Origin of the sequence: Thetidibacter halocola (assembly GCF_018224955.1) — a bacterium.
Lineage (GTDB): Bacteria > Pseudomonadota > Alphaproteobacteria > Rhodobacterales > Rhodobacteraceae > Thetidibacter > Thetidibacter halocola.
Genome location: NZ_JAGTUU010000006.1, coordinates 1 through 18471 on the forward strand (window position 1 = coordinate 1; position 18471 = coordinate 18471).

Sequence of the window (18471 nt, forward strand, 5' to 3'; positions counted from 1 at the left end):
CAGTTCCGCGAGCGAAGCTTGCGATCGCTGTATTGCAGCTCTGACGGCGTGCGTGGTCGTGGCGCAGCCGTGACGAACTTGTCCCATAGTGCTTCCTTCCATTCCTGCGAAAGGATCACACCATCAAACCGTGGGATCAAACAGCTAGGGCATTGCGCATCCAGTACACCCTGCAGCCCTGCCAGGGCGCCTCGAAGACACGCGAGATTGCGCCCTGCAGGAGTGTATCGGCGTCGCGGATCACCAGCATCACGCCATCGAGGCCGCGGACCTTCGGCGAGCGCGGGAAGTCCATCCAGACTGTCTCTGCCCCAGATGGCCCGACGCCCATCCCGATGATTTCCCGGCGCCCCTCGGTGTTTGCGGCAACGGCGATTATGGCGGCCGCGCTGACGATCCGGCCGCCCTGGCGCTGCTTGAGAAAGGCAGCACACAGGGCGATTCCCCGGTAGGCAGGCGGTTGAGGAACTCGCCGACCCTTTCATCGATGTCCTGACACAGCTTGGACAGCGTGCTCTTGGAGATGTCGTTCAGCCCCATGGCCTGAACGAATTCGTCAACGCGTCGGGTAGACACGCCGCCAATCCGCACCTCCTGGATCACGGCAACCAGTGCCTGTTCCGAAGTCTTGAGAGCCTTGAGGACGCCGGGAAAACAACTGCCCTGCCGCAGCTTTGGCACCTTCAGGTCTGCGTCCCCAGTCGCGTGTCGAGAGAGCAGTCGCGGTTACCGTTGCGCCAGGTCGTGCACTGCTCGGCCCGATCATGCCGGCCGGCATCGATCAGGCTTTTGCAGAAGTTCGGTTAGGTCCATGTTGTTCTTGGTCATCGGGGTCTCTGAGTGGTGCGTGGTTGAAGTCGCCGAACTCCACCCCAACCATACACCTCGATGGCCACCGAGGTTACTCCGGCTGTGCCTGCGAAATTGCACCACGTCCGTGGACACTACCGTCAAGTCAAGCGCAGCGATCGACAAATCCGAGTCCAAATGACCGTTTCCGCTTCGCGAAGCGCTGACCGCGCCGGGCACCATGTCGTTGGATGGAACGAAGCCTTGACATACCCCGAGAACCCGTGGCTTGGAGGGTTCCATGGTCAGCCTGAAATCCACCGTCATAAAGCCGATGCACCCAGAAGGACGACGTTTCGTCGCGATTTTCGCGGCGGCGTCCCTGCCCTTGTTCTTACTCTGGCAGCCCTTGGGGTGGATCGGAGTGGGTCTGACCGTGTGGTGCTATTATTTCTTTCGCGATCCGGAGCGTTTTCCACCGGACCTGCCCGGTCATGTGTTCTCGGCCGCGGATGGTGTCGTTTCCGCCATTGATACCGCCCCGCCTCCGCCCGAACTGGACCTAGGCGATGTGCCGCTTCTGCGCATCAGCGTGTTCATGTCGGTGTTCGATGTTCACGTGAATCGCATGCCCGTCGCGGCTGTCGTGCGCCGTATCGCCTATCGCCCGGGCGCGTTCGTGAGCGCCTCGCTCGACAAGGCAAGCGAGGACAACGAACGCAGCTCTCTCCTGCTCGAGTTGCCGGACGGGCGCAAGATGATCGTCACGCAGATCGCGGGTCTTGTGGCGCGGCGCATCGTGACCTTCGTCGGCGAGGGCATGTCGCTCGAACAAGGCGAGCGTTTCGGCCTGATCCGCTTCGGCTCGCGCGTCGACCACTATCTGCCGGAAGGGTCACGTCCGGTGGTGCGGGTCGGTCAGCGTGCCGTGGCCGGTGAGACCCCGCTGGCCAATCTGGAGGGCTGAGGCGTGCCGTGGCCCCCGCGCGACCTGTCGCCGATCCAGCTCTTGCCGAACTTGCTCACGGTCTTGGCGATCTGCGCCGGGCTGAGCGCGATCCGGTTCGCCTCGGCTGGCAACTACGTGCTGGCGGTGCAGCTGGTGCTGATCGCGTGCGTTCTCGACATGCTGGACGGTCGCCTGGCGCGCGCGCTGGGGGTCGACGGGACGCTGGGGGCCGAACTCGACAGCCTGGCCGACTTCCTGAACTTCGGCGTGGCGCCGCCGTTGATCCTCTATTTCTGGGCCCTGGGCGAAACGCGCAGTCTCGGCTGGCTGGCCGTCCTGTTCTACACGATCTGCTGCGTCCTTCGGCTCGCGCGTTTCAACATGCAGGTCCACGGAAACGGGGGAGCGGCCCCGGCCGAACACTTCACCGGACTGCCCTCGCCGGGTGGGGCGATGATCGTGCTTCTGCCGATGTTCGTTTCCTTCGCCCTCCTGGAAAGGCCGACCGCCCCCGTCGGGATCGTGGTGACCACGTTGGTGATCGTCGGCACGCTGATGATCTCGCGCATTCCGGTTCCGTCTTTCAAGACGATACGGATCCGACGCGAGAACGCGGGGTTCTTCCTGCTCGCGGGTGCGCTGCTGGGTGCGGCGGTCCTGACCTTTGCATGGATCACGCTCGTCGCCCTGACACTGACCTATCTCGGGCTCGTGGCCTGGGGACTGATCAGAAGGAACCGCGCATGAGACCCGAAAACGTCGAGACGGCCTACCGCCGGTGGGCCCCTATCTACGACCGCACCTTTGGCGCCGTGACCCAGACGGCGCGCCGCCGCGCGGTGGCGGTGCTGAACGAACGCCCCGGGCGCGTACTGGAGGTGGGGTGCGGCACCGGTTTGGCGCTGCCCTTCTATGCCGAGGGACAGCGCGTGACCGGCATCGACTTCAGCGCCGACATGCTGGTCAAGGCGAAGGCTCGCGTCGCGAACCATAGGCTCGGAGCCGTCGAGGCGCTGCTCAGGATGGATGCGCGCCAACTCGATTTCGCTGACGCCAGCTTTGATCAGGTCGCGGCGATGCATGTCCTTTCGGTCGTGCCCGAGCCTTCGCGCGTTTTGTCCGAGATCGTGCGCGTGTTGCGTCCCGGCGGACGGCTTGTGGTCTCCAACCACTTCCGGCGCGAGCGGGGCGCGCAGGCCTTGGCCGAACGGCTTCTCGCTCCATTCTCCGAGACGGTCGGCTGGCACAGCGACTTTGCTTTCGAGGCCGTCGCCGAGACGCCTGGGCTGGTTGTAGAGCGCCGCCAACGCATGCCGCCGCTGGGAGCAATGACTCTAGCCGTCCTGAAACGCGCCTGATCCGCGCAAACGCGGCCGACCGCAGGGCGACGTCTACCGCCAGGATGACACGGCGACACATAATGTCGAAATCGGAAATTCTGTCCGCCCAGATCACGCCTGTCGATCGACCTGCAACCGAATGACTCGCGTGGGCATGCATCACCTGCAGGCCGGCTGAACCAGATTTTCGTACTGAACGCAGCGAAAGCTCACTTGGTCAGGCGACCTGATCGTCACGCCTCTCGGGGCTGGCCGCGATGTCGCTCACCATGCGGATGCGCAGCCAGTCGGGTATGATCTCCGCCCGGTGCGACGAGGGGACCTTCACCGTGGGCGCCTCCTGGTCCGCGGCGACGCCCTGGCGCAGCATCTGCCAGAAGATGGCCCAACCCTTGTCGTTTGTGACCCGTCGGTTCAGGCGCCCCTCGGTGAACAGCATGCGCACCAGACGGTCCCGCAGATCGAGGTCGACGAGAAAGAACTCGACACCGATCGCGATCGTGCCGTCCATGGTCTGCGTGCGCCGGACGACGTGCCCGGGAATGCGCTGACCATCGTCGACCTCCAGCAGTATCCAGTCGTCGCGGGCGGGCGCCGTGGCCGCATCCATGACCAGCCCGGCCCCGGTCACAGAGATATCGGTCATCCGGGCGGGCAGTGGCCCCGCATCGGTGAGGATGGACACCGGCGCCTCTGCCGCGCGCCGGCTGGCCCGGCGGTTCGTCGTTTCCCACTGGGCCCGTCTTTCGCCATAGCCGGGCAAGACAAAGGAAAGGCCGATCCGTCCGTCACGCTCTGCCCGCATGACACGCGCCGGGACCAGTCCGACCCGCGGGATCTCCAGCCCTGCCCAATCACCCGGTTGCAGGCCCAGCGGCCCGTCGGCGCGCACCATCGCCCCGCTGAGGGACAGGTCGCGACCATCGACCTCGGCCTCGAACCTGGGGCAGACCAGGCGCATCGGTTCGCGGAAGTCGAACCGTTCCTCCTGCCGCTGGGCAGGTGGGGTGGTGGCGACCTTGGCGACCAGAATCAGCACTATGGTGTTCAGCACGCCCCAGAAGGTCACGACGGGTACGAGGCTGGAAAAGGGGACGATTTGGATGCCCGGGATCGCGTTCACGAACATGCCCAGGCTGGTCAGCCCCGCAAGGCCCAGCGCCAGACGCACGGTGACCCCGTCCTGGTCGGCCTGTCCGGTGTGACCCTTCGGCGTGACCTTGAAGGCGTGGCCATGCGGTTTCAGCAGGGTCGACAGCACGACCGGCAGCAACCGGAAGGCCTGCAAGGTCGACAGCACGAGGGCCGACAACGGATGATAGGCGCCGGGCGCGAACAAACGCACTGCGGCGACGGTCGCGACGACGGCCGGGATCTGGTAGCCGAGGATGCCGCCCACCGTGGTGTTCAGCAGCGGCGGAATGCCGGTCAGCATGAAGAAGGCCGGCGTGGCCATGGCGGCGATCTGGCCCAGGCTCTGCGTGATCCAGTGCGTCGGCAGGAAGAACAGGCGTTCGTGCCAGGCCAGCCCGCTGCGGCCCAGCGGACCTTCCTTGAGGAAGAGGATCTGGATCGCGCCGCGGGCCCATCGGGCACGTTGCACAAAAAAGGCGTTGATGCCCTCGGGCGCAAGGCCGAAGGCGAGACGCTCGTTCAGGTAGCGGGTGACGTAACCCTCGCGCTTGAGCGCCATGGTCAGCAGCATGTCCTCGGTGACCGACCCCTCAGGCAGGGCATTGCCGATGCGTTCCAGGGCCCGGCGCCGGACGATCCCGTTCGAGCCGCAGCAGAAGGCGCAATCATACCCGTCCCGCCCCGGCATGATCTCTTCGAAGAAGAAGCGCTGGTCGTCGGGCATGGCTTTGCCCATGTTCAGCGCCGCCTGCATCGGGTCGGAATTGAAGAAATTGTGCGGCATCTGCACGATGCCGATCCCGGGGTCGTCGAAAAAGCCCATCGCGCGATAGAGAAACCGCTGCTGCGGCACGAAATCCGCGTCCAGCACCAGGAAGAAGGGCGCCGAGGTGCGCAGGACGGCGGCATTGATGTTGCCGGCCTTGGCCCCCTTGTTGTCGGTGCGGGTCAGGTAGCCGATGCCGCGCATCTCGGCCTCGCGGCGCAGCCAGTCGCGGCGCCCGTCGTCAAGGATCCAGACATGCAGCCTCTCCGACGGCCAGTCCAGCGCCATCGCCCCGGCGATCGTCCGTTCCAGCACGTCCTGCGGTTCGTTGTAGGTGGCGATGAAGACGTCGACCTCGGGCAAGTCCGACGATGGCAGCGCGCGCAGGCGGGCTTCGTGGGCGTCGGCCTCGGACGAGCGGTCGCTCCGGCGCAGAAGGAAAGCAAAAAGGATCGCGGCATCGATCCAGGTCATCGCCTCGATCGCGAAGAGCCCCCAGACAACGGCACCATCCAGCGTCGTCGGGTCGGCGGGCAGGACCGTCGTGAACAGGCGCCAGTCGAGATAGCGCAGCACCACGACCGCGACCCCGAAGACGACCAGCGCCTCCAACCACCTGCGCCCACGCAGGGTCTCCGGCGCCAGGAGAATGGCACTGACGACCAGCATCAGGGGCACGACATCGTTGGCGATCACGGGCGCTCCAACAGTTCTGTCAGGGCCAGTTCCATCGGGGCGACCCATTCGCGGATGCGGCGCGCGACGGACATGGCCCCCTCCCGTTCGAAGCGGACCTGCGCGGTGCGCCCGACATTGCAGAACCGCCCGGCAATCACCGGGTCCGTCACGTCGGCGGGCGGCAACCGCAGGACGACGGTCAGCCGCCCGATCTCGGTGCGCGGAGGCTGCGCCGCAAGCCGCCCCGTCTCGGTCAGCGCACCGGCACCGAGGACAGCCTCGACCTCGGCGGGAAAGACCGTTTGTGCGCCTTTCAGGCGGACCTGCGCGGTGTCGCCCGGATGCACATGCTCGAAATGGGACTCTGGGATCTGCACCTCGAGGAAGCGCCGGGAGCAATCCAGCACCTGCATGATCTCGTCGCCGCTCGCCACCGGGCTGTTGGCGGATGGGCTGGGCGTCCAGGCAAGGCCACCGGCCTCGGCCACCGGGGCAAACCGCTCTTCCTCGGTGAGCATCGCGCCCAGCGCCGCCAGCTCGGCCCCGGTGCTGCGCTGTTCCGCAGCGGCGATGGCGCGTCGCGTCTGAAGGTCGGCCAGCCGGATCGCCACCTCGTCGCGGCGCTGCTGGGCATAGGCGCCATCCTCGCTGCCGAAGGCCGGCAGCGCGCCCCCCTCGACCGCGCGGATCTGGCGTTCGGCGCGGGCCAACTCGGCGCCCAGGGCACGACGTTCATCGGCGGCGATGGCCGCCTCGGTGCGGATGTCGCCGGCGCGGTTTCCGGCAACCGCGCCGACCTGTTCCAGGCGCTCGAACCGATCGGCCTCTGCGGCGAGATTGGCGGCGCGGCGGTCGGCGGCACCGACGCGGCCAAGCAGGGCGTCACGCTCCAGCACGAGGACATCGAAAGCGATCCTGCGGATCTGCTCCGAACGATCGGCCAGGCTGACGTCAAGCGCTTCAAGCCGCAGGATTTCCGCCGACAGGGCCAGGACATGTTCGGTCAGTGTCGCTTCACGGGCCTTCAGCCGTTCCAGCTCGGCCCGCTGGATGCGGCTTGCGGCGATCGAAACCATGGTCTGGCCCGGCGCGATCGGATCGCCCCGGCGCCGGTCGCCGGCGATCAGGACACCGTCGAAGGGCGCCTTGACCGACAGGACCGGGGCGTTGATCACCGCCGATTCAGAAATCGTGTTCAGGACATGCGGCGCCGTGGTGATCGCGGCCCCCGACAGCACCAACAGCCCGACCGCGAGTCGCAACTTTCTCTTGATCATCCGATCCGCCTCGTGTCTCAGGTTGGCCAGATGTCCCGACTGGGACAGTCTGCCTTACATTTCTTTCCGGACATCGGCCGCCGCCACGATCCGGGCGCCGGCCTGTGCGCGCAGTTCGCCGGGTCGGCCCGGCCCTGGCCGGCACTGCGGCGCGCTGCCAGGCTCGCAGTCGCCGTGGACGTGCACCAGACCCTGCCATGCCAGCGCCACGGCACCCGCAAGCCGCTTGCCGGTCCGCCGGCGGGAAGACAGTCGCCACGACACCGGGCTAGTGCTGTTCCGTGCATGATCCGCCCCCGGCGCCAGGACGCGGATCGATCGGAACCAGCCCGGCACCAGGCGCGCTGGCCCGTGGTCGACCGTGCCCCCGGAACGGTCCGTCGACGGCACGGCCACACCCCGCATCACAAGGACACTGCGTCATGGCGCACCGCCCTGGCACGAGGCACCATGACCGCGCAGGCCGCCCTCGCTGGCGGCGACGAGCAGGACATGGTCGATGAAGGCACGATCCTCGGTCAGGCGGTCGAATCCCGACGCCTCTGCCGAGGCAAGCCGGGCATCCAGCGCATGCAACCGCTCGAGGTCGGCCCGGGTGCCGAAGAGGGCGTCGTCGATCCGCTCGCCCCGGCGGCGCAGATCCTCAAGCCGGTCGACCAGCGCGCCGTGGCGCGCCGGATCGGCCGATGCGATCGCGGACTGCCCGGCAGAGCGCCCCACCCGGTCCAGGACATGCCGGATGGTCCGGGTCGACCGTTCGAGATCCTGGATGGACCGGCTCAGCGCGCGTTCAGCCACGGGGATGACGGAAATCATCGGCGCGACCGGCAAGGTCAGCCGTCCATCCGGGGCAAGCCGGCTGCCGCAGGCGACGGTGAACAGGGCCTCTTGCAGGGGGTAGAAGGGTGTCATGGCGATTTCCCGCTTTTCCGACCTCTATACGCCACAGGCATTGCCGTTTCCTTACCCGCCGCAGGCCGCGGTGAAGGACCCCGCCCCGCCCGGACGCAACGCCGTCGTTTCAGCACCCGCCGCGGACCAAGCCGATGGACCTGTTGGACATTGCCGTCGGTGAAGTCCGGCCGGATGTCTCCGCTCCGGTCCCCGGAAACAGGGTCTCTGTCAGACCCGGCGATGGCCAGAGGCGGTCCGGCAAACGCCGTTTCCGCGCGTTGCGCCGCCGACCGGACCTAGCGCCCGAGGTCTGGCCCACCCAGCCCGAGGCTGTCGAACGCCCCGGCCAGGTCGTCGCGCCCCACGGGCTTGCGCAAGAAGACCATGCCTTCGGGCAGGGCGCCCCCCATGTCCTGCTGCGGGAAACCCGACATCAGGATGACCTTGAGCGCGGGATGCGCCTTGCGCAGTTCCAGCGCCAGGTCGAAGCCGCTTTCATGCGGCATCACCATGTCGGTCAGCAGCAGGTCGAAAGGCCCGAGTTCGGCCATCGCCCCACGCGCCTCGCGCGGGCCGTGCACCGTGTGCGTCCGGCATCCCTGCACGCGCAGCATCCGGGCGGCGACCCGGGCGACGGTTGGCGTGTCGTCAACGATCAGCGCGCGTACCATGCGCTGTGCCGGTGCCGGGGCGGCCTCGTCTGCCGGCACCTGAAGCGCGGCAACGGGGAAATGCATCGCCACCTCGGTTCCGCGGCCCTCCTCGCTGGTCAGGGTGACAAAGCCGCCCATCTGCTCGGCAAAGCCCTTGACCCGCGACAGGCCAAGGCCCGATCCCAGCGCCGGCCCGCGGGTCGAGAAGAAGGGTTCGAACACCCTCTCGTGCAACTGCCCCGGGATGCCGCAGCCGGTATCGGAGACCGACAGGCGCACCCACGGCCCCGGCTTTTGCAAGGGGCTCAGCACGTCGTCGGCCCGGCGCAGCGCGATCGACACCGCACCTGACCGCTCGATCGCCTCGCGGGCGTTGATGACGAGGTTCAGCAGGCAGCTCTCGGCCATGGCCCCATCCAGCAGGACCTGCGGCAGGTCCGGCTCCACCTCGACGCTCAGCGCGATCCGAGAGGTCAGCGTGCGTGCCAGCAACGGCGCGAGCGCCTTGATGAACTGGCCCAGGTCCTCGGTGCGCGGCTCCAGCCGAGACCGCCCGCTGAAGGCCAGAAGGCTGTCGTTCAGGCTCTGGCCCCGGCGGACCGCGGCGCGGGCCTCCTCGACCAGTTCGGCGCGCTCGGTGGGCGCATCCGTCAACTCGATCAGTTCCACGTTGCCCAGGATCACCGAAAGCAGGTTGTTGAAATCGTGGCTGACGCCGCCCGCCATCTGCCCCAGCAGCGCCAGCCGCTCGGTGCGGCGCTGTTCCTCTTGCAGGCGGCGCGCCTCCGTCACGTCCGAGACCAGCACGATGGCGTGGCGCGGCGGGCAGTCCTCGGCGCTGCGGATCGGCACCGCGTTGACCTCGAAGCGCCGCAGCCCCGCGCCCGTGCCACGGATCGCGACGCTGGCGCAGGGTTGGCCCTCGGCCAGTTGCGCCAGTGCGATGTCCAGCGGCGGATCCGACTCCAGCGGGCCCAGAATCTCCGGCAGCGACCCGGCCCAGTCATGGGCCACGGCCATGGCCCGCGCGACGGGGTTGGCATAGACGATCCGGCTACCGCCGACGGGATCGGCCGCGTCCAGGGACAGCATGAAGGCCCCCACGTCCAGCGCCTCGAGCGCAGCGCGGAACCGGCGCAGTTCCTCGCGTTCCTGAATCTCGGCGGTGACGATGCGGAAATGCACCGCGACGCCGCGCGGCGTGCGATGCGCTGCGACGCGGAACCACGCATCGAGCGGCGGGAAGAAGGCGGTGAAGGATTCCGATCCGCCGCGCGCCATCACCCGCATGTACACATCCTCGAACCGCGAGCCGCGCGCCTCGGGAAAAGCCTGCCAGATATCGCGCCCGACCAGATCCTGCGGGTCGCGTTGCAGCATGGCCTCCGAGGCGGCGTTGAGATAGGCAAAGCGCCAGCTTTCGTCGAGCAGGAAGAACCCATCCGGCATGGTGCCCAGAACCGAGGCCAGGTCATCCTCGGCCATCTCCTGCGCGAGCAGCGCGTCGCGTTCCGGGGTGATGTCCTGGAACGAGCCTTCGAGGGCGACGATGGTGCCGGTCCCGTCCCGGACGGCGAGGCCGTTCGAGCGCGCCCAGAACCGCTTGCCCGATGTTGTCCGGCAGCGCGTCACCAGGTTCCAAGGCGTGCCGTCGGCGCGGCAGGCGTCGACCGCCGGGACGAGCCGCTCCAGGCTTTCCGCCTCGTAGAAGGACAGCGCCAGTTCGAGGTCGATATGGGTGCCGGGCGGCACCTCGAACAGCGTGTGGGTGACTTCGGTCCAGACGACGCGGTCGTCGCTCAGATACCAGCGCCAGGCGCCGGTCCGGCTGGCCCGACTGGCTGCCCGCAGCATCTGGAGCTCGATGGTTTCGTTCATGGAACCCTCAAAGGAAGCGCCGGGCCTACCCGCCTCTTGTCGTGAACGCCGTGCCACGCCCTCCGGTTCCCGCGAATTCCGTCGGATCGCACCGACCGGGCCGGGCCTGCGCCACGGGTTGCGTCTCAGGATCGCATGCCGGGGCCCGCAGGGTCGCCGCCATCGACAAGACCCGGCGCGCAGGTTGCACCCGGTGACCCGCACCCACCTGTCGCGCGGCCGAACCGGATGTCCGAAGGACGCAACGGCGGGTTTCATTCGATTTGCGGGATCGGCTGGCCGTCGGGAAACCGGGGATTAAGCCTTTTGCGGCATGCCTTGTCGTCAAAGTCGCAATTCTGCGAACGAGGCGGTGACGATCGGCACGATGGCATGACGGCCCAGAATGACAGATCGGAGTATTTTCTTGCGGCGTCCGACCTGTCAGACGCGCGGCCGCTGATGTTCCTTGTCGCCGATGGCGACGGGCGGATCACCCGCGTCAGCGACGACTGGCTGACCCTCGTCGGCTGCCGGCGCGACGACGTCATCGGTCGGCCGGCCACGGAGTTCGTGTCCGCCGACGATGGCGCCCTGCTCGGCCGCGACGGGACGCGATACGATTGCACCGTCTCGACATCCGTCCTCACCGGCCTCGACGGGGCGCCCTGCGGCCACCTGGCGATCGTTCAAGGCACCGACGGGCGGGATCTGCTGGTCGATCGGCTGCGGATCAAATCCCATCGCCTGCAATCCTGCCTCGAAGCCACGCAGGCAGCCACCTGGGAATGGAATGTCCAGACCGGGGAAACCCACTTCAACGACCGCTGGGCCGAGATCATCGGCTACCAACCGGACGAACTCGGTCCGGTCTCCATCGACACCTGGATCAGCCTGGCGCATCCCGACGACCTCGTGCTCTCGACCGAGGCGCTGGAACGCCACTGGCGCGGCGAGACAGAGTTCTACGACATCGAGGCCCGGATGCGCCACAAGGACGGGCATTGGGTCTGGGTGCACGATTGCGGGCGTGTCTTCAGCCGGACCGCGCAGGGCGAACCAGAATGGATGTTCGGCACGCATTTCTCGCTGGAGGAGCAGAAACGGCGGCAGCGCGAGACTGAGCGCATGCATCGCCTGCTGACGCGCACCGGGGCGATCGCGGGCATCGGCGGATGGGAACTCGATCTCGAAACGAACGCGTTGACCTGGACGGAAGAGACACGGCGGATCCATGGGGTGAATGCCGATTACGTCCCGACGGTGGAAGACGCGATCACCTTCTACGCACCAGAGGCACGCGCGACCATCGCCCGCGCCGTCGAACGGGCGATGGCCGACGGCACGCCCTGGGACCTGGAACTGCCCTTCATCCGCCGGTCGGGCGAACACATCTGGGTCCGCGCCATCGGCGAGGTCGAAATCCGCGAAGGTCTCGCCCGCTGCCTGTTCGGTGCCTTCCAGGACGTCACCGAGCGCGTGCTGCGGGATCAAGAACTCGACACCGCCCGGCAGGCGGCCCAGCAGGCACAGGAACGGCTCTGGGCCGCCTTCGAGGCGCTGCCCGAGGCCTTCGTCCTCTACGACGCCGATGACCGCGCCGTCCTTTTCAACGAGAAGTATCGCCAGACCTATTCCGAATCCGGAGGAGCGATCGAGATCGGGCAGCGCTTTGAGGACATCCTGCGCGAAGGCCTGCGCAAGGGCCAATATCCCGAGGCCATCGGCCGAGAGCAGACCTGGCTGAAGCAGCGCCTCGAGCTACACCGCAATCCGCTGGGCCCGCTGGAACAGGAACTGCCCGGCGACCGGCATCTCAAGATTCACGAGGTGCGCCTGCCAAATGGCGACACCGTCGGCTTCCGCGTCGACGTCACGCAGCTGAAGCGTCAGAAGGCCGAGCTCAAGCAAAAGGCCAGGGCGCTTGAAATCGCCGCGACGACGGACCCGCTGACCGGCCTTCACAATCGCCGGGGGCTGGAAAGCGTCATGCAGGATCTGACCTCCTGGGCGGATGAGGATGACCGGTTCGGCCTGCTGCACGTGGACCTCGACAGGTTCAAACCGATCAACGACGTCTTTGGCCATCCCGCCGGGGATTTCCTGCTGCGCCGGGTGGCCGACATCCTGAAATCCACCGTCCGAAGCGGCGATTTCGTCTCGCGCATCGGGGGCGACGAATTCGTCGCCGTGCTGAACGCCCCCTGCTCCGACGAGGCCGCGCAGGACATCGCGCAGCGCATCATCCGGTGCTGCGGCGAACCGGTGTGCTGGGGCGACAAGACGCTGCGCTTTGGCGCCAGCGTCGGCGTGGCGCTGGGCAGCGTGGCCGACCTGCCGCGCATGTTGATCGACGCCGACATCGCGCTCTACGAGGCCAAGAAGGGCGGCCGCAACTGTCACCACGTCTTCAACGCCGCGCTGCGCCGCAAGGTCGAGGACCGCAAGGCGCTGTCCGACGATCTGCTGGTCGGCCTCCAACGGGGCGAGATCGTCGCCCACTACCAGCCCCAGCTGCGTGCGGCCGATCTCTCGCTTGTCGGGATCGAGGCGCTGGCGCGCTGGCACCACCCGGATCGCGGCGTGCTGCAACCGGCGGATTTCTTCGCGATCGCCGAGGAACTCGGCATGATGCCCGAAATTGACCGCCTGGTTTGCGACCAGGCCATCGAGACGGGTCACGCCATCGCGTCGGCCGGGCATGCGTTGGCGACCGTCTCTGTAAATGCAGGCCTGCCCAGGCTGACGCAGGCGCGCGATTTCGACTGGTTGCCCGCGACCCGGGATTTCCCTTTCCGCCTAAGCGTCGAGGTCTTGGAGACGGTCGATGTCGACCGCGACTTCGACGAGATCGCCTGGGTCTTCGATGACCTTCGGGAACGCGGGATCCGGGTCGAGATCGACGATTTCGGCAGCGGACGCGCCTCGCTCACAGCGCTGCTCAAGATCCGGCCGGACCGCATAAAGCTGGATACGCAGATCGTCCGCGCGGCCCTGTTCGATCCGACGGGGGCCGGCTCCATGATGCGGGCCATCGCCGAGATGTGCCGCGGCCTCGGGATACCGATGACCGCCGAAGGCATCGAGACGCGCAAGCACGCCAACCTGATGCGCGACGTCGGTTGCGACATCCTCCAGGGTTTCCACTTTGCCCATCCCCTGCCGCACGAGAGCTTGATGGACTGGGCCCACCAGTGGCGCCCCGATCCCGCGCCGCCCGCCTATGCCACGGGCTGACACCCCGCTTCGGGCAGCCGGGACGCGCGGCAGTGGGGGCCGACCACCGACGGGATCTGACAGCGCTCTCGGACACCCGCGAGCGATAGCGTCGGGAGGATGCACAGACCCGAAGGCACAGCGTCCAGAACACGCCGCGACCGGTCAAGCGCCCCGGGCGAGAACCGGCCGCAACCCGTCCTGCCGCAGGGCAACCAGCGCCCGCGCGAGGCTGGCCTGCCAGCCCGGCCGTGCCCACAGCGTTTCCGCGACGCTGCCAAGCAGCGGCCCGACCCCCTGCACGAGCGCCCCGGCATCGTCCCCGGCCAGCCGCGTCACCTCGATCAGGCGGTCGGCCAGCGGATCGACAAGCGGCAGGGTCCGCCCCTCGGCATCGCGCCCAGCGAGGAAGTGCAGCCAGACCGCGGTCGCCGTGGCGCAACTGTCGAACGGCAGGTCACGCGCGGCCAGGTCCAGCGCCGGCGCGAACAGTCGTTGCGGCAGTTTCTGGCTGCCATCCATCGCGATCTGAAGGCAGCGATGGGCAATCGCCGGGTTGGCGAAACGATCCAGCAGCGCCTGGATATAGGCCTGCGGGTCGAACCCCGGGATCGGCTCCAGGCTGGCCGCCGCGCTGTCCATGTGGCGCCGCACGGCGCGGGCCATCAACGGGTCGGCCATCACGTCGCGCACGAACTCCAGCCCAAGCAGGGCGCCGGCATAGGCAAGAAAGGAATGCGCGCCGTTCAGGAGGCGCAGTTTCATCGTCTCGAAGGGGCGGACATCCGCGACGATCAGGGCACCCGCGGCGGCCCAGTCGGGATGCGGCCCGGCAAAGGCATCCTCGATCACCCATTGCCGAAAGGGCTCTGTCTCGACCGCGGCGGGGTCGCCGCCGGCCAGGGCAAGGGTCTCGGCGGTGGTGGCGGGGGTGATGCGGTCGACCATGGAACAGGGAAAGGTGCAGTGCCCGGCGATCCACGCGGACAGGGCGGGGTCGGTGTGCCCGGCATGATCCAGAACGATCCCGCGCAGCACGTGGCCATTGTCCGGCAGGTTGTCGCAGGACATCAGCGTCAGCCCGTCCAACCCCGCCGCACGGCGCAGGCCCAGCCCCAGGCACAACAACCCGGCCAGGCTGCGCGGGGCCTCCTCGGGCGCGGCCAGGTCATGCGCCACGGCCGGGTCGGCGCGGTTCAGCCGCCGCGCGCCCACATCCGCACCATAGCCCTTTTCCGTCACGGTGATGGTGACGACATGGATCGCCGGATCGGCCATGCGGGCGGCCACCGCAGCGGCGTTGCCGGGCAGGGCATGGGTGTGCCGGATGACGGTGATCTCCTTCGACACCGGGCCTTCGGGCGCGCGCTCGACCAGGGTGAACCGCCCGTCCTGCCGCGCCAGGACCTCGGCCAGCGCGGGGTCGCGCATCGACACCGCCTCGATTCCCCAGTCGCCGCCCGAGGCCGCGATGGCATCGTGCGTGTAGTCGGCCTGGTGGGCGCGGTGAAAGGCGCCCAAGCCCAAGTGCAGTATACCGGTCTTGAGTCCGGCGGGCAGGGGCGAGCGGATCATGCGCCATGCTCCAGCGCCAAGGCGACGCCACGCAACTCTGCCAGCCCCTTGAGCCGCCCGATGGCGGGATAGCCCGGTGCGGCCTTGCGCTCCTGGTCGTCGAGGATTTCCTGCCCGTGATCGGGGCGCATGGGGATCGCATGGTCGGCACGGCCCTCGGCGCGGCGGCGGCGTTCCTCGACCACAACGGCCTTGATGACCGCCACCATGTCGGTCGAGCCCATCAGGTGCTCGTCCTCGAAGAACGACCCCGGCACGGTCTCGTCCTCGCGCCGGACATTGCGCAGGTGCAGGAAATGCACGTGCTTGCCCAGCCGCGCCATCATGCCGGGCAGGTCGTTGTCGCCGCGCGTGCCAAGACTACCGGTGCAGAGGGTGATGCCATTTGCGGGGCTTGGCACGACATCGACCAGCCAGCGGTAATCCGCCTCGGTCGACAGGATGCGCGGCAGGCCGAACAGCGGCCAGGGTGGATCGTCGGGATGCGCGCACAGCCGCATCCCAAGCCGCTGCGCATCCGGCACCACGGCGCGCAGGAAGGTGGCAAGGTTGGCGCGCAGCCCGTCCGCGTCGATGCCGTCATAGCTGGCCAGCCGGTCGCGGAAGCTGTCCAGCGTCCAGCGTTCCACCGCACCGGGCAGACCGGCAAGGATCGTCGCGGTCAGCGCCTCGCGCCGCGCGTCGGTCAACGCCCGCGCACGGTCGGCGGCGGCGGCCACGACCGGCTGGGTGTAATCCGCCTCGGCGCCCGGGCGCCGCAGCACGTGCAGGTCGAACAGCGCGAAATCCACCAGGTCGAAACGCAGCGCCCGGGCGCCTGACGGCATCGGCGCAGCAAGATCGGTGCGCGTCCAGTCGAGCACCGGCATGAAGTTGTAGCAGATCACCCGGAGCCCCTCGGCAGCAAGGTTTTCCAGCGAGACGATCCAGTTGGCCATGTGCTCTTGCGCGTCAGGCGCGCCGGTGCGGATCGCCTCCGAGACCGGCAGACTTTCGACCACGTCCCAGGCCAGCCCCGCCGCCTCGATCTGGCTCTTGCGCGCGGCGATCGCCTCGCGTGGCCAGACATCGCCGGGACGGATGTCATACAGCGCGGTGACGATGCCGCTGGCCCCGGCCTGCCGCACGTCGGACAGGGTGACCTTGTCGGCGGGGCCGAACCATCGCCAGGTCTGTTTCATGCGTCCTCTCCCAACTTGTAAGTGTCGCGCGCCAGGTCATGCGCCAGCAACGGCGCCAGGGCAAAGGCCTCGTCCTCGTCCAGCCGGTGCGTGACCACCAGGTCGGCCAGGAAGGCGCAGTCGCAGCGCCTCGCCACATCGTGCCGGGCCGGGATCGAACACAGCGCGCGGGTGTCGTCGTTGAACCCGGCGGTGTTGTGAAACCCCGCCGTTTCGGTCACCGCCTCGCGAAAGCGCCGCATGCCCTCGAAACTGTCGTGGAACCACCAGGGCGGGCCAAGGCGCAGGCCGGGATAGGCGCCCGCCAGCGGCGCCAGTTCGCGGGCATAGGTCGACTCGTCCAGCGTGAACAGCACCAGCCGCAGCCGCCCGTCCATGCCGACCGCGTTCAGCAGCGGGCGCAGTTCCTCGACATAGCCGGTGCGGCGCGGGATGTCGAAACCGCGGTCGCGGCCCATGGCGCGGAACACCGCGTCGCTGTGGTTGCGCAGCGATCCGGCGTGCAACTGCATCACCAGCCCGTCCTCGCAGGACATGCGGGCGAACTCGGTCAGCATCTGGGCGCGGAAGGTCTCGGCCTCTTCCGCCGAGGCGCGGCCCGTCCGCACCAGGTCGAACAGCGCCCGCGCCTGTGCTTCGGGCAGGTCGGCGGTGCGGGCGGTGGGATGGCCGTGGTCGGTGGCGGTCGCGCCCATGGTCGCGAAAAAGGCCCGCCGCGCGCGATGCGCCTCAAGATAGCCCGCCCAGCTGCCGGTGTCGCAGCCGGTGATCTCTCCCAGCCGGTCGAGGTTCCCGGCGAAACCTTCGAAGTCCGGGTCGGTCACGGCGTCAGGGCGATAGGTCGGCACCACCCGCCCGGACCAGCCGCTGTCGCGCGCGGCCCTGTGCTGCGCCAGGTCGTCCAGCGCGCCGTCGGTCGTGGCGATGACCGAGATCCCGAACCGGTCGTAGAGGGCGCGTGGGCGGAACTCGGGCCGCGAAAGGCAGTCGCCGACGGCGTCAAAGGCGGCATCGGCGGTGTCGGCCGACAGGCGCGCCTCGATGCCGAACACCTCGGACAGCGCATGGTCGATCCACAGCCGCGAGGGCGTGCCCCGGAACAGATGGTAATGCGCCGCGAAGGTCCGCCAGACCGTGCGGCGGTCGGGCTCTGCCCCCGACCCGATCCCGAGCGCGGCAAAGGGCACACCCTGGCTGACCAGCATCCGCACGACGTAGTGATCTGGGATGACGAACAGTTCGGCCGCGTCGGCAAAGGCCGGATCCTCGCCCCACCAGCGTGGATCGGTATGGCCATGCGGCGACACGATGGGCAGGCTCTCGACGCTCTGGAAAAGGGCGCGCGTCAGCCCGCGGGTCGACGGCTCTGCCGGGAACAGGCGGTCGGGATGAAGAAGGCTCATGTCGGCTGCTCCGCATTTCCAAAAGTGGTCCGCGACCGGCATGGCGGCGCTGCGGACCTGAACATGACAATGCCACGACTACCGGCAAAGGCCAGACGGAAGCGCCCCCCGGTCAGGCGCCGTCACCAGAAGGCAGGCGTCACACCGCCATCTGCGAGCCCATCTCGACCACCCGGTCGCGCGGCAGAAGATAGAAATCGCTGGGATCCGTGGCGAGGCGCGACATCAGGATGTAGAGCCGGTCCTGCCAGACGGGCATGCCCACCGTCGGGCTGAAAACGATCCGGCGCAGTCCAAGGAAGAACGACACCTTGCGCCCCTCGAAATCCAGCCTGTCCCGCCAGCATTGGCTCAGCGTGCGTTGCCGTTCGGCGTATCCATGGAATCGAAGCGCTGGCTGACGCGGAAGAAGCGGTCGCTCAGCCGTTCGATCCGCGACCGGTCCGCCTCTGCCACGCGGGGGGGGGGGACGTCGACGGTTTCCACGGTCAGCACGATGATCTGTTGATGCCGCACGTGGTTGTGCCTGAGATTGTGCGGCAGGGCCGGCGGCGTCGCGTTGGCGTCGCTGGTCAGGTAGAACGCCGTGCCCGGCGCGTGCAGGGCCGGGCCGCGCTCGATCTGGCTGATGAAGCGGTCCAGCAGCACGGATCGCGCGCGGCTGCGTAGGAAAAGCTCCCTGGTGCCGCGCGACCACGTCTACATGGCCACGCCGATCACGGCCCCCAGGGCCAGCGGCACTTAGCCGCCTTCGGGCGC

At 68.1% G+C, this 18471-nt stretch carries 13 protein-coding genes and 1 pseudogene; 4 read left to right on the top strand and 10 right to left on the bottom strand.

Features of this window, described 5'->3' with window-relative positions:
* Nucleotides 1-142: 142 nt before the first annotated feature.
* Nucleotides 143-785 (bottom strand): annotated as a pseudogene (locus KB874_RS14795) (transposase); the annotation flags it as partial.
* A gap of 305 nt (nt 786-1090) precedes the next feature.
* Here KB874_RS14795 and KB874_RS14800 point away from each other — a divergent pair.
* Genes KB874_RS14800 through KB874_RS14810 form a run of 3 tightly spaced genes read left to right on the top strand, consistent with a single transcriptional unit; the run spans nt 1091 to nt 3096 of the window.
* Complete coding sequence (locus KB874_RS14800) at nt 1091-1756, top strand: phosphatidylserine decarboxylase (RefSeq protein ID WP_212537338.1); 666 nt, start codon at nt 1091-1093, stop codon at nt 1754-1756.
* Nucleotides 1757-1759: 3 nt separating this feature from the next.
* Nucleotides 1760-2485, top strand: a complete 726-nt coding sequence (locus tag KB874_RS14805; protein ID WP_212537339.1) for a CDP-alcohol phosphatidyltransferase family protein — start codon at nt 1760-1762, stop codon at nt 2483-2485.
* Nucleotides 2482-3096, top strand: coding sequence for a class I SAM-dependent methyltransferase (locus KB874_RS14810; protein ID WP_212537340.1), 615 nt, complete (start codon nt 2482-2484; stop codon nt 3094-3096). Before KB874_RS14805 ends, KB874_RS14810 begins: the two co-directional genes overlap by 4 nt.
* A gap of 199 nt (nt 3097-3295) precedes the next feature.
* Here KB874_RS14810 and KB874_RS14815 read toward each other — a convergent pair whose 3' ends face one another.
* From KB874_RS14815 to KB874_RS14830, 4 genes are all read right to left on the bottom strand, one after another.
* Nucleotides 3296-5674, bottom strand: a complete 2379-nt coding sequence (locus tag KB874_RS14815; RefSeq protein WP_212537341.1) for a PilZ domain-containing protein — start codon at nt 5672-5674, stop codon at nt 3296-3298.
* The gene (locus KB874_RS14820; RefSeq protein WP_212537342.1) at nt 5671-6933 is read right to left on the bottom strand and encodes an HlyD family secretion protein; all 1263 of its coding nucleotides are present in this window, start codon (nt 6931-6933) and stop codon (nt 5671-5673) included. Before KB874_RS14820 ends, KB874_RS14815 begins: the two co-directional genes overlap by 4 nt.
* 420 nt (nt 6934-7353) lie before the next feature.
* Nucleotides 7354-7845 (bottom strand): hypothetical protein, encoded by a 492-nt coding sequence (locus tag KB874_RS14825; RefSeq protein ID WP_212537343.1) that lies wholly within the window; start codon nt 7843-7845, stop codon nt 7354-7356.
* Nucleotides 7846-8123: 278 nt separating this feature from the next.
* On the bottom strand, nt 8124-10358 hold the full coding sequence (locus KB874_RS14830; protein ID WP_212537344.1) for a PAS domain-containing hybrid sensor histidine kinase/response regulator: 2235 nt from the start codon (nt 10356-10358) through the stop codon (nt 8124-8126).
* Between the two features lie 372 nt (nt 10359-10730).
* On the opposite strand from KB874_RS14830, the gene KB874_RS14835 reads away from it, so the two are divergent.
* Nucleotides 10731-13574, top strand: coding sequence for a sensor domain-containing protein (locus KB874_RS14835; protein WP_212537345.1), 2844 nt, complete (start codon nt 10731-10733; stop codon nt 13572-13574).
* Between the two features lie 144 nt (nt 13575-13718).
* On the opposite strand, the gene KB874_RS14840 is transcribed toward KB874_RS14835, so the two are convergent.
* The 5 genes from KB874_RS14840 to KB874_RS14860 all read right to left on the bottom strand — a co-directional run bounded on the left by KB874_RS14840 (nt 13719) and on the right by KB874_RS14860 (nt 18360).
* On the bottom strand, nt 13719-15128 hold the full coding sequence (locus tag KB874_RS14840) for a mannitol dehydrogenase family protein (RefSeq protein WP_212537346.1): 1410 nt from the start codon (nt 15126-15128) through the stop codon (nt 13719-13721).
* On the bottom strand, nt 15125-16309 hold the full coding sequence (gene uxuA / locus KB874_RS14845; protein WP_212537347.1) for a mannonate dehydratase: 1185 nt from the start codon (nt 16307-16309) through the stop codon (nt 15125-15127). The genes KB874_RS14840 and uxuA overlap by 4 nt, the downstream gene beginning before the upstream one ends.
* Entirely contained in the window at nt 16306-17712 is a 1407-nt protein-coding gene (gene uxaC / locus KB874_RS14850; RefSeq protein WP_212537348.1) for a glucuronate isomerase, read from the bottom strand. The genes uxuA and uxaC overlap by 4 nt, the downstream gene beginning before the upstream one ends.
* A gap of 139 nt (nt 17713-17851) precedes the next feature.
* A complete protein-coding gene (locus KB874_RS14855) occupies nt 17852-18022 on the bottom strand; it encodes a KUP/HAK/KT family potassium transporter (protein WP_212537349.1) in 171 nt (56 codons plus the stop codon).
* Between the two features lie 41 nt (nt 18023-18063).
* On the bottom strand, nt 18064-18360 hold the full coding sequence (locus tag KB874_RS14860; RefSeq protein ID WP_428849251.1) for a KUP/HAK/KT family potassium transporter: 297 nt from the start codon (nt 18358-18360) through the stop codon (nt 18064-18066).
* Nucleotides 18361-18471: the final 111 nt, after the last annotated feature.